The sequence below is a fragment of the Thermodesulfobacteriota bacterium genome, assembly GCA_040758155.1.
Taxonomy (GTDB): Bacteria; Desulfobacterota; Deferrimicrobia; order Deferrimicrobiales; family Deferrimicrobiaceae; genus UBA2219.
In genome coordinates this window covers 1-11,245 of record JBFLWB010000090.1, presented here as the reverse complement: position 1 = coordinate 11,245, position 11,245 = coordinate 1, and the positions used below count along the sequence as shown (strand labels likewise).

At 66.3% G+C, this 11,245-nt stretch carries 11 protein-coding genes; 6 read left to right on the top strand and 5 right to left on the bottom strand.

Features of this window, described 5'->3' with window-relative positions; translation table 11 throughout:
* The coding region (locus tag AB1346_05390; protein ID MEW6719862.1) for a prohibitin family protein at nt 1–550 on the top strand (550 nt) is incomplete at its 5' end.
* Nucleotides 551–580: 30 nt separating this feature from the next.
* Here the strand turns inward: AB1346_05390 and hemG are convergent.
* The 3 genes from hemG to hemE are packed head-to-tail and all read right to left on the bottom strand — an operon-like array spanning nt 581 to nt 4,051.
* Nucleotides 581–1,978: a protoporphyrinogen oxidase gene (gene hemG, locus AB1346_05385; protein ID MEW6719861.1), complete on the bottom strand. Its 1,398-nt coding sequence runs from the start codon at nt 1,976–1,978 to the stop codon at nt 581–583.
* A gap of 16 nt (nt 1,979–1,994) precedes the next feature.
* Complete coding sequence (hemH, locus tag AB1346_05380) at nt 1,995–3,020, bottom strand: ferrochelatase (GenBank protein MEW6719860.1); 1,026 nt, start codon at nt 3,018–3,020, stop codon at nt 1,995–1,997.
* Nucleotides 3,017–4,051: a uroporphyrinogen decarboxylase gene (gene hemE, locus AB1346_05375; protein MEW6719859.1), complete on the bottom strand. Its 1,035-nt coding sequence runs from the start codon at nt 4,049–4,051 to the stop codon at nt 3,017–3,019. Before hemE ends, hemH begins: the two co-directional genes overlap by 4 nt.
* 252 nt (nt 4,052–4,303) lie before the next feature.
* Between hemE and AB1346_05370 the strand changes: the two genes are divergently transcribed.
* Both AB1346_05370 and AB1346_05365 read left to right on the top strand, forming a co-directional pair.
* Nucleotides 4,304–4,585, top strand: coding sequence for a zinc ribbon domain-containing protein (locus AB1346_05370; protein ID MEW6719858.1), 282 nt, complete (start codon nt 4,304–4,306; stop codon nt 4,583–4,585).
* 33 nt (nt 4,586–4,618) lie between these two features.
* Nucleotides 4,619–5,524 (top strand): Mrp/NBP35 family ATP-binding protein, encoded by a 906-nt coding sequence (locus AB1346_05365; GenBank protein MEW6719857.1) that lies wholly within the window; start codon nt 4,619–4,621, stop codon nt 5,522–5,524.
* A gap of 21 nt (nt 5,525–5,545) precedes the next feature.
* On the opposite strand, the gene AB1346_05360 is transcribed toward AB1346_05365, so the two are convergent.
* On the bottom strand, nt 5,546–6,652 hold the full coding sequence (locus tag AB1346_05360) for a radical SAM protein (protein ID MEW6719856.1): 1,107 nt from the start codon (nt 6,650–6,652) through the stop codon (nt 5,546–5,548).
* A 10-nt stretch (nt 6,653–6,662) separates the two neighbouring features.
* Nucleotides 6,663–7,910 (bottom strand): M48 family metalloprotease, encoded by a 1,248-nt coding sequence (locus AB1346_05355; protein ID MEW6719855.1) that lies wholly within the window; start codon nt 7,908–7,910, stop codon nt 6,663–6,665.
* 144 nt (nt 7,911–8,054) lie between these two features.
* Here AB1346_05355 and corA point away from each other — a divergent pair, with 144 nt between their 5' ends.
* The 3 genes from corA (at nt 8,055) to AB1346_05340 (ending at nt 11,200) form a co-directional block, all read left to right on the top strand.
* Nucleotides 8,055–9,122 (top strand): magnesium/cobalt transporter CorA, encoded by a 1,068-nt coding sequence (corA, locus tag AB1346_05350; protein MEW6719854.1) that lies wholly within the window; start codon nt 8,055–8,057, stop codon nt 9,120–9,122.
* 123 nt (nt 9,123–9,245) lie between these two features.
* Entirely contained in the window at nt 9,246–10,274 is a 1,029-nt protein-coding gene (locus AB1346_05345) for an FAD-dependent oxidoreductase (protein MEW6719853.1), read from the top strand.
* 5 nt (nt 10,275–10,279) lie between these two features.
* Nucleotides 10,280–11,200, top strand: coding sequence for a CopD family protein (locus AB1346_05340; protein ID MEW6719852.1), 921 nt, complete (start codon nt 10,280–10,282; stop codon nt 11,198–11,200).
* Nucleotides 11,201–11,245 lie beyond the last annotated feature (45 nt).

Below are 11,245 nucleotides of genomic sequence, written 5' to 3'. Positions count from 1 at the left end.
CTCCACGATCGCAGTGAACTTCAACATCATTCCCGACAAGGCGGGATGGGTCTTCCAGAACATCGGTACGGCCTACAGGGAGCGGGTGATCGACCCGGTGACGCAGGAGGTGGTCAAGGCGGTCACGGCGAAGTTCACGGCCGTCGAGCTGATCACGAACCGCGAGAAGGTCCGCTCGGAGATCAAGGAGGTGCTGAAAAGCCGCCTGCTGGACTACAACATCGCCGTCGTCGACGTCTCCATCGTGAACTTCAAGTTCAGCGCCCAGTTCACCCAGGCCATCGAGAACAAGCAGACCGCGGAGCAGATGGCGCTGAAGGCGCAGCGCGACCTCGACCGGATCAAGATCGAAGCGCAGCAGAAGATCGCCGCGGCGCAGGCGGAGGCGGAGGCGCTGCGGCTGCAGCGGCAGAACATCACCCCGGACCTGGTGGAGCTGCGGCGCATCGAGGCGATGCAGGAGGCGATCCGGAAGTGGAACGGCGTGATGCCCAACGTGACCGGGGGCGCGCTGCCGTTCATCGACGCGAGGGCGTACGGGGGGAAATAACCCGTCCGGCGCCCGCGGAGCGGGCGCGGATCAGAGCGCCTGCGCGATCCGCTCCCCGGCCAGGCGCGACTGCAGGACGCAGTCGTTCAGCGCGATGCCGCGATAGGCGTTGCTGTTCAGGTGCAGCCCGGGCAGCGCCGCCAGCCGGGCGTCGATCCGCTCCAGGATCGCCCCGTGCCCGACGAGGTACTGCGGGATCCCCCGGTCGTGGAAGAAGCTGCGGGCCAGGACCGGCTCGGCGGAGATCCCCATGATGTCCGACAGCTCCTTCCGCGCGATGGCCACCAGCTCCCCCTCGGGCAGGGAGGCCAGCTCGGGCGCGCGCACGCCGCCCAGCATCACCCGCAGGAGCGCCTTCCCCTGCGGGGCGCGGTTCGGGAAGACGCTGGAGTCCCACAGCGCCCCGAGGATCTTCCGCTTCTCTCCCCGCGGGATGAGGAAGCCGAACCCGTCGAGCGGGTTCCCAAGCGTCGCGGCATCGTATCCCAGCGCGGCGACCGTTATGGGTGAGTAGGGGATCGCGTTCAGGGCGTCGACCAGCTCCCCGTCCAGGGGAGCGAGGATCCGCGACGCGTCGAAGGCGGCGGTCGCGACGACCAGCACGTCGGCCTCCATCTCCTCCCGGACCCCTTTCTCCGCGATGTGAAGAAGATATTTATCGTTCCGCCGCTCGACCCGGTCGACGGAGACGTTCATGTGGAGGCCGTCGGCCAGCCGCGAGGCAAGGATGTCCGCCAGCGTCTGCACGCCGCCGTCGAAGGAGACAAGGACCCCTCCGGGCCCGGCCGACATCTCGCTTTTCACCCCCTGCTTCGCCCGCTCCCGCTTCAGCGCGAGCATCCCCTTGACCAGACCGCCGTACTTGCTCTCCAGGTTGTAGATCAGCGGGAAGCAGGAGCGCAGCGACATGTTGTCCGGATCGCCGGCATAGATTCCGGTGACCATCGGGTCGATCAGCTTCTCCAGCGCCTCGGGCCCCATGCGCCGCCGCGTGAAATCGCCCAGCGATTCGTCGACGTTCACCGGCGCCTTCGGGGCGAACAGCTCCCCCATGATCCGGATGCGGCCCGGGATGGAGAGCAGGTCGGAGCGGAAGAAGGCGACCGGCGTTTCCGGCAGCCGCTTGAGCACCCCCTCGGAGAGGATGAACCGCTTGCGCGCCTGGTCGGAGGAGCGGACGACGCGTTCCTCGATTCCCAGGTCCTTCACCAGCTCCATCCCGTACGGCTTGTTCGTCAGGAAGCCGTTCGGGCCCCATTCCAGGTTGAAGCCGTCCTGCCGGATCGTGCGCATCTTCCCGCCCGGGACGCCGTCGGCCTCGAGCAGGAGGATCTCCGCGTCCTTGCCTTGTGCGGAGAGGTTCTTGATGAGGTAATGCGCCGTGCAAAGCCCCGAGAGGCCGGCCCCGATGATGACGATCCGCGGCATTTTCAGACGCTTCCTTTCACGTGGTCTGCAGGACGATGTCCTTCAGGGCGTCGATGAACGCCGGCGAATCGTTCAGCGCGGGCGCCCTCAGAAACGATTTTATACCCATTTCCCGCGCGTGGGCCGCGAGCCGGATATCGAGCTCATGGAGCGTCTCGATGTGGTCGGAGACGAAGCTCACCGGGACGACGACCAGCGTGCGGACCCTCTCCCGGGCGAGCCGGGTCACCTCGTCCACGGTGTCCGGGGAAAGCCAGACGGCGCGCCCCGCCCGGCTCTGCCAGGAGAGCGCGTGGGGGATGCCCGGGAACGACTTCATCACGGCGGCCACGGTCGCCTCCGTCTCGGCCCGGTACGGGTCTCCGCCGTCGATGAGCGCCTGCGGGACGCCGTGCGCGCTGAAAAGGAGGAACATCCCCTCCCGGTCGATCCCCCCGATCGTCCGCGAGACCGTTTCCGCCAGGGCGGCGACGTATTTCGGGTGCTCGGGGTAGGAGCGGACCTCGGTGACCGGGAAGGAGCATCCCGCCCAATGGAGCCATCGCCGCAGGTCCTTCAGGCTGGAGCCGGTCGTTGCGCGGCAGTATTGCGGGTACAGCGGCAGGGCGATCGCATGCGTGACGCCGTCGTCCTTCATCTCCAGCGCCGCGTGCTTCGAAAGGGGGTGCCAGTACCGCATCCCCACGTAGACCCGGAAATTCCCGCCGGTCGCCCGGAGCGCCTTCTCGAGCGCCGCCCGCTGGTTCTCCGTGAGCGTCCCGATGGGGGAGCCGCCGCCGATCTCCCGGTAGTACTCCCGCACCTTGCGCGCGCGCAGCGCCGCGACGAGATAGGCGAAGACCGGCTGGGTGACCGCGCCGGCCGGCAGCGGGATGAGCTCCCGGTCGGAGAAGAGACGGAAGAGGAAGGGGCGCACGGCGTTCAGGGCGTCGGGCCCCCCCATGTTGAGGAGCACCACGCCGGTCAGGGGGACGCTCCTGACGGTCATCCCGCCGAGGACGACGTCCGGGCCATGCTGCGGGGCGGCCGGAGAAGCGGTCACGCCTTCCGCCCGATCCGGTGGACCGCCTCGACCATGGCGATCGCGTTCTCCGGATCGGTGGGAGGCAGGATCCCGTGCCCCAGGTTGAAGATGTGCGAGGCGGCCTTCTCCCCGCGGCGCAGCACCTCCCGGACGCACTCTTCGATCTTCTCCGGCGGGTGGAACAGCATCGTGGGGTCCATGTTCCCCTGCAGCGCCTTGTCCGGGCCCACGACCATCGCGGCGACGTCCAGCGGGATCCTCCAGTCGACGGCGATCACGTCCACCGGAAGCGTCTTGATGGAGGTGAGCAGGGTGGCGCAGTCGTTGGCGAAATGGATCACGGGGATGCCCTTGCGGTTCAGCCCCGCCAGCACCGCGCGGGTGAACGGGAGGGCGTATTCCTCGTAATCGCCGGGGGTGAGGATCCCCGCCCACGTGTCGAAGATCTGCACCGCCTGCGCCCCCGCGGCGATCTGCGCGTTCAGGTAGGCCGTCACCGTCCGGGTGATCTTCTCCATCATCGCCCGGTAGACCTCGGGCGCCTGGTACATCAGCTTCTTGAGCTGGATGAAGTTTTTCGACGTGCCGCCCTCGACGATGTAGGAGGCCAGCGTGAACGGGGCGCCGGAGAAGCCGATGAGCGGCACCTTCCCCTCGAACGCCTTCCGGAGGATGCGGATCGTCTCCATCACGAAGGGGACCTTCTCCTCGGGATCGGGGACGCGGAGGCCGTCCACGTCGCGCTGGCTCTGGATCGCCTTGCCCAGGATCGGCCCCTTCTTGTCGTGGAACTCGAGGGGGACCCCCATCGCCTCGACGGGGATGAGGATGTCGGAGAACAGGATCGCGGCGTCCACCCCGAGCCGCTCGACGGGCTGGATCGTGACCTCCGCCGCCAGTTCGGGAGTCTTGCACAGGGTGAGGAAGGAGTTCGACCCGCGGACCTTCTGGTACTCGGGGAGGTAGCGCCCCGCCTGCCGCATGATCCAGACGGGAGTGCAGTCCACCGGTTCGCGCCGGCACGCCTTCAGGAATCGATAATCCGCCATTTCGACCTCGGTTACGGGAGAACGGGCGCGACCAGGGGCGCGCCCGACACCTTGGATGTGGAGCAAGCATCTACTTTAACACGGTGCGGCGGAAAGCGAGGGATCGCCTTCGCCGGGGGGAGGGAAGGGCCGCGACTGTTGCCGCATAGCTCAAAGGTATAGTAAAATTGAATCGTTCGGGCCTGCAAACCTTCAGGAAACCGGAATACCGCCATATCGACCTCGACATGGTAAAGAAAGGGAGAACACCCCATGATCACGTATGAGTACGAATGCGGCTCGTGCGGCCACCGCTTCGAGCGCAGCCAGTCCATCAACGACAAGCCGGTGAGCAAGTGCCCCGAGTGCGGCAAGAAGCCGCACCGCCTGATCAGCGGCGGCAGCGGGTTCATCACCCGGGGCGATCACAGCGGCCCGGGCGGCGGCTGGGAGCCCGTGAAGCAGGGAGAGGATCCGTGGGCCAAGATCGGGCTGCCCAGCGGCGGATGCGGCGGCTGCCCCAACGCCGGTTCGTGCGGCCTCGATAACGAGTAGGGACCATTCTTTGAATTGCGGGAAGGAGAGGAAATGAGTTCCGGCAATCCGTCCGACAAGTGCGACGCGTGCGGCCAGAAGAACGCCTGCGACGCATCCAAACGTCAAGGAAACGAGAGCGAAGCGGACTTCCTGGAGCGCCAGAAGCTGCAGTCCCGGCTCTGCCGCATCAGTCACAAGATCGTCGTGATGTCCGGCAAGGGCGGCGTCGGGAAGAGCACGGTGGCGGTGAACCTGGCGGCGTCGCTGATGCTGGCGGGAAAGCGCGTCGGGCTGATGGACGTCGACATCCACGGGCCGAGCATCCCCACGATGCTCGGGCTCGAGAACCAGTCCCCCCTTCCTTCCTCCAACGGGTCCATGCTCCCGATCCCGATGGGGGACATGAAGGTCATGTCCATCGGCTTCTTCCTGCGCAACCAGGACGACGCCGTCGTCTGGCGCGGCCCGATGAAGAACACCGCGATCAAGCAGTTCGTGAAGGACGTGGAGTGGGGCGACCTGGACTACCTGGTCATCGATTCCCCGCCCGGGACCGGCGACGAGCCGCTGTCGGTCGTTCAGATCTTCGGCAGCGGAAACCTCGACGGGGCGGTGATCGTCACCACGCCGCAGAAGGTCGCGTCGGTGGACGTCCGCAAGTCCATATCCTTCTGCCGCCTCATCCAGCTTCCGGTGCTCGGGGTCGTGGAGAACATGAGCGGGTTCGCCTGCCCGCATTGCGGGGAAGTCACCCCGATCCTGCGCTCCGGCGGCGGGAAGAAGATCGCTCAGGACATGAAGGTGCCCTTCCTGGGCGCGATCCCCATGGACCCGAAGATCGCCGAGGCGTGCGACGCCGGAAAGGCGTTCGTCCAGCACTACGCGGAGACGCCCACGGCGCGGATCATGGGCGAGATCATCAGGCCGCTCGAGGCGATGCCGGGAAAACGGGTGTAGGGATCGAAAGACCCCCGGCGGTCACGCCGGGGGCTTTTCTCCCTGCTGCGCCGTATCGAGCCGCTTCCGAGTCTTAAGCGGTATGTAGCTGCAGAACGGCGCCTCCTCGAGGTAGTCCTCCCGCACCGCGTCGGCCCGCGCGCGGCATCCGCCGCAGACGTTGCGGAACTCGCACTCGCCGCAGCGCCCTTTGTACTTCTCGAAATCCCGAAGCGACCGGAACAGCTCCGAGCTGTGCCAGATCTCCGCGAATTTCTGCTTCTTCACGTTCCCCGCGGCCACGGGGAAATAGGAGCAGGGCTGGACGTTCCCCTTCGAGTCGATGAAGCAGATCGACTGGGCGCAGATGCATCCCTTGCCGCCGCCGGTGGAGAAGGTCAGCGACCGGGGAGTGAACTTCTCCCCCTCCTCCTTCATCTTCTGCAGCCGAACCCGGTAGTAGTGCGGCGCGCAGGTGGGGCGTACGAGCATCTCCGCCTCCTGCTTCTCCATCTGGTAGTGCCACTCCAGGATCTCCTCGTAATCCTCCTTGCTGATCAGCTCGCTCATGATCTCCTGCCCGCGCCCCGTGGGGACGATCATGAACATGTACCAGGCGTGCGCGCCGATCGACTTGGCCAGCTTGCAGGTGGCCGCGATGTCGTGCTGGTTGCGCTTCGCGAACGAGGAGTTGACGATGAACTGCATCCCGTTGCGCTTGAAGGTCTCCGCGGCCCGCAGCGTTGCCTCGAAGGCGCCCGGTTGTTGCCGGAAGTCGTCGTGCACCGCCGCTGTGGAGCCGTCGAGGGAAAGCGAGCAGATCCGGATCCCCGCGTCCTTCATCTTCCCGACGATCTCGTCCGTGACGAGCACCCCGTTGGTGGCGATGCACATCCGGAAGCCCTTGTCCGTGCCGTACTTCGCGATCTCGAAGAGGTCCTTGCGCAGCAGCGGCTCCCCGCCGGAAAGGACCAGGACCGGCTTCGAAACCTCCGCGATGTCGTCGAGGAGCGCCTTGGCTTCCTCCGTGGAGAAGTCCGTGTCGTGCGACTCCATGTTCGCCGACGCGCGGCAGTGGATACAGTTCAAGTTGCAGCGCCCGGTGACCTCCCAGGCGATCCATTTCGGTATGAATTCTTCGTTCGGCAAATCGCTGCCCCTATTTCGCCATATCGGCGTACTTCTTCGCCTTCGCGGCGTCGCCCGTCGCTTCATAAGATTTCGAAAGCATCGCCGCCGCTTCCTTCGTCGGTATCAATTCCATGCTCTTTTCCAGCTCCGGGATCGCCGCCTTGTACTCCTTTTTCTGGTACCGCAGCGCCCCCATCAGGATGCGCGGCTCGAAAAGCTCCCCGTCGAGGTCGATCGCCTTCCGCAGTTCCGCCTCCGCGGCCGGGTAATTCTTCTGGGCGAGATACACGCTTCCGATGGAGGAAGGAAACGGCGCCTGCCCCGGCTCCATTCGCTCGGCCTCCCGGTACTTCCCCAGCGCCGCGTCGAGCTTTTTCTCCTTGAACAGCTTGTCTCCCTGGTCCGACACCTCGTAGGCCTTCTGCGCCTGCCGCAGGCGGGTCGTCTTCTGCTGGAAAACCGTTTCGTTATAGGTGTAGTTCGGGTTCTTCACCGTTTCCGGGTATCTCTGCGCGATCCGCGCGCGGGCGGCCTCGAGCCGCTCCTTCGAAAACGGATGGGTGCGGAAGAGCCCCTCCACGAACGCGGGGTTTTTGCTTCCCTCCAACTGCTTGTAGAAATATTCCTGGAGCTGCACCGCCCCGTTCGGGTTGTACCCGGCCTTGACCATGTAGTCGATCCCCAGCCAGTCCGCCTCCCGCTCCTGCTCCCGGGAGAAGCCGCTCTGGATGAGGCCGGCGGTGATCCCGGAGAGCGCCTGCGCCCCCTGCGAGCCGCCGGTGACAAGCGCAACGCCGGAGAGCAGGACGTTGCCCGCGACGGCCCTCTGGTACCCGGCCAGGGAGTGCTTCGCCGTCACGTGGGCGGTTTCATGGCCCAGGACCGCCGCCATCTCCGCCTCGTTGGACAGGCCGACGAGCAGCCCCCGGTTGATGACGATGAAGCCGCCGGGCAGCGCGAAGGCGTTCGGGACGGAAGAATTCAGCACGCGGTACCTGTATTTCAGGTTCGGGCGGTGCGAGACCCGGGCGATCCGCATCCCCACTTCCTGGACGTACGCCTCCAGCTCGGGGTCGCGGTAGAACCCGCCCTGCTGCTGGACGGCGGGCACGTACGCCTGCGCGCCGAGGGCCGCCTCCTCCTCTTCCGTGAAGGAGACGATCGCCAGCTCGGAGCGCCCCGTGACCGGGTTGACCGCGCAACTGTACACGCCTGCGGCCAGCAGGCACAAGGCGATCAGGAAGGCGGGAAGGAAAGCGGGCCCGCGGCGATTCATACCTGCCATTATCCCATATTCGCGGCGCTCCCGCGCACCGGGCGGGCGGTGCGGACCGCCGTTTTACCCGGCATCCCTGTCCGGGACAACTCTGGTATAAGTATATTGAAAGCACCCGAAATCGGAATCCGCGGAGGGCGTCGCATGTCGAAGAGGCGCAGGAAGCGGTACCACCCTCCGGGCACGACGCCCGGCACCCTTGCGGCGCACGCGGAAGCGGGCGGCTTCCCGGTCCGGCTGAAGATGTTCACCTACGACGAGGAGCGCTGCGAGGAGCGGGCGATCGCCGTTCCCGACATCCCGTCGCTGGCGCTGCCGAAGAGGGGGGTCCTGTGGCTGGATGTCGTGGGTCTTTCCGACCCCGGCGTCGTCCGGGCGATCGGCGACCGGTTCGGCATCCACCCGCTGGCGCTCGAGGACGTGCTGAACGTCCCCCAGCGGCCCAAGGTGGAGTGGTACGGCGACCACCTGCTGGTGGTCCTCCGGGAGGTCCGGTACCCGGAACCTCCGGAACAGATATCGTTTTTCCTTTCGTCCCACCTCGTGATCTCTTTCCAGGAGCGGGAGGTCGATTCGTTCGGACCGGTGCGGGATCGGCTGCGGAACGGGAAGAGCCGGATCCGTTCCGAGGGGCCGGATTACCTGCTCTATTCGCTGTGCGACGCCGTGCTGGACGCGTTCTTCCCCACGCTCGAGCGGCTGGGGGACGCGGTCGAGGAGATGGAGGAACGGGTCGTCGCTTCCCCCGTCCCGGAAACGTTTGCCGCCATCCGCCGTCTTAAGCGGGAGCTGCTCGCCGTGCGGCACGCGCTGTGGCCCGCGAGGGACGCGATGAACCTTCTGATGACCGATGAACATTCCCTGATCCGCCCGGGGACCCGCGTGTTCCTGCGCGACTGCTACGACCACACGGTCCAGCTCATGGACATGGTCGAGACGTTCCGCGAGATGGCGTCGGGGCTGGTGGACGAGTACATGTCCGCCGTCTCGAACCGGATGAACGAGGTGATGAAGGTGCTCACGATCGTGGCGTCCTTTTTCATCCCGCTCACCTTCATCGTCGGCATCTACGGTATGAACTTCGATCCGGACGCATCCCCGTTCAACATGCCGGAGCTGCGCTGGGGTTACGGATACCCGGCGGCGCTGCTGGTCATGGCGGCCGTCGCCGCGGGGATGCTCTTCTATTTCCGGAAGAGGAAATGGCTATAATGCGTTTTCCGGTTTGACGCAGGTCAAGGCATCGGGCGGCGAAAGCCGGGATACTGGTGCCGTAGCACGGCGCACGGGTCCCCGTTTCGGGGGCCGTGCCGACAACCCTTGAGGAGGTGCGACATGAAATACCTGATCCTGGGGGGCGGCCCCGCGGGAATCGCCGCCGCGAAGACGGTTCGGAAGGCAAAGCCCGACGCCGAGATCCTGATCGTCACCGAGGAGAAGGCGGCGCCGTACCTTCGTCCCCTGCTGCCCGACTTCATCCTCGGCGACGCGAGCGCCGAGAACACGCTCGACCCGCAGGGGAAGGACCTCCAGGAGATGCTGATCCGGGTGGCGCACGGGAAGACGGCCGTCCGGCTGGAGCCGTCGGTCCGGAAGGTGGTTTTCTCCGACGGGACGGAGGAGGGATACGACCGCCTGCTCGTCGCCACGGGCGGGAAGCCCAGCGTCCCGGCGGTCCTCCGCAAGGATACCCCCATGATCCAGATCTTCGACTCCTGGAAGGACTCCATCGCCATCAAGGAGCTCGCGGCCAGGCCCGGCCCCGCGGTGGTCTACGGCCCGGGTTACCTCGCCATCGAGGGGTGCCGGGCGCTTCGGAAGGCGAAGAAGGAGGTCGTCTGGATCCAGCCGAAACAGCCCCGGCCCGGGTACCCGATCGCCGGAGAGCTCGAGGCGAGCATCCTCGACGAGGTCCGCAACCGGGGCGCCCGGATCAAGGACGGGGACGACATCATCGAGGTGCAGGAAAAAGGAAAGGACGCGTTGACCGTCCAGACCCGGCACGGGGAGACGATCAACTGCTCGCTGGTCGTCGTCGCCACCGAGCGCGTCCCCGCCGTCGGTTTCCTGGCGGGGAGCGGCATCGCGATCGCCTCGGGCGTCCTGGTGGACGAGTACCTGCAGACGAGCCTTCCCGACGTCTACGCTGCGGGCGACTGCGCCGAGTTCAAGGACAAGAAGAGCGGGGAGAGCCGGATCAACTTCGGCTGGCGCAGCGCCATCAAGCAGGGGCAGCTCGCCGGGGAGAACATGGCCGGCGGGAAGAAGCGGTTCGCCGGCAGCCAGGAGGATTACTTCTGGGCGCTGTTCGGGTCCTCCCTCGAGGACCGCGGGAAACGCACCCCCAGCGTCGAAGGGTATTGATCCACTTGGTCGGACGGCGCGCCGGGGGCGTTCTCCTTCTCCTGGCGCTCCTCTTTCCGGCGCTCCTCCTTCCGGGGGCGGCGCGGGCGACGGAGGAGATGGCGGAGCGGACGGGGAAGGATTGCTCCGGGTGCCATGTGGACCCGGGAGGCGGGGGCGAGTTGAACGCCTCCGGGAAGGAGTTCCTGGCCGCCGAGTCCGCGGCGGGGAGGGCGGCGCCTCCCTCCGCGGCCCGGCGCGCCGTGCGCTTCACCGCCGGCTTCCTTCACCTGTTCACCGCTGTGCTCTGGTTCGGCACCATCCTTTACGTCCACCTGTTGCTCAAGCCTGCATACGCCTCCCGGGGGCTGCCTCGGGGAGAGCTCCTGCTCGGATGGAGCTGCATCGTCTCGATCGCGGTCACGGGGGTCGTGCTGACGTACTTGCGGATCCCGTCCCTTGACGCCCTTTTCCACACCCGGTTCGGGATCCTGCTGACGATCAAGATCGGCATCTTTCTGGTGATGGCGGCCACCGCCTTCCTCGTGACCTTCGTCGTGGGGCCGCGCCTGAAGGCCCGCCGGGAGGCGAGTCCGGACAAGGTGGAGCTGACCCCGGAGGAGCTCGCCGCGTTCACCGGCGAGAACGGAACGCCCGCGCTGTTCGCCTATAAAGGGATCATCTATGACGCGTCGGCCAGCCGCCTCTGGAAGGGTGGGGTCCACCTCGGAAAGCACAAGGCGGGATTCGATCTGACCGGCGCGCTGGAACTGGCGCCGCACGGGGAGGACCGGATCCTTCGCCTCCCGGCGGTGAAGAAGCTCGTCGATACCGGCACCCGCCCCGCCAAGCCGCCGCACCTGAAGGGCTTCTATTTCATGGCATACATGAACCTGTTCCTGGTGCTTGCCGTCCTTTTCATCATCTCCCTGTGGCGGTGGTGGTGACCGGATAAGCAGAACGGGGACGTTCCTGAGAACTTCCGTTAAAGT

Bases quoted from the DNA above. Each gene is read 5' to 3' on its own strand.
- hemG (MEW6719861.1), bottom strand. From the start codon at position 1,978: ATGCCGCGGATCGTCATCATCGGGGCCGGCCTCTCGGGGCTTTGCACG.
- hemE (MEW6719859.1), bottom strand. From the start codon at position 4,051: ATGGCGGATTATCGATTCCTGAAGGCGTGCCGGCGCGAACCGGTGGAC.
- AB1346_05370 (MEW6719858.1), top strand. From the start codon at position 4,304: ATGATCACGTATGAGTACGAATGCGGCTCGTGCGGCCACCGCTTCGAG.
- AB1346_05365 (MEW6719857.1), top strand. From the start codon at position 4,619: ATGAGTTCCGGCAATCCGTCCGACAAGTGCGACGCGTGCGGCCAGAAG.
- AB1346_05355 (MEW6719855.1), bottom strand. From the start codon at position 7,910: ATGAATCGCCGCGGGCCCGCTTTCCTTCCCGCCTTCCTGATCGCCTTG.
- corA (MEW6719854.1), top strand. From the start codon at position 8,055: ATGTCGAAGAGGCGCAGGAAGCGGTACCACCCTCCGGGCACGACGCCC.
- AB1346_05345 (MEW6719853.1), top strand. From the start codon at position 9,246: ATGAAATACCTGATCCTGGGGGGCGGCCCCGCGGGAATCGCCGCCGCG.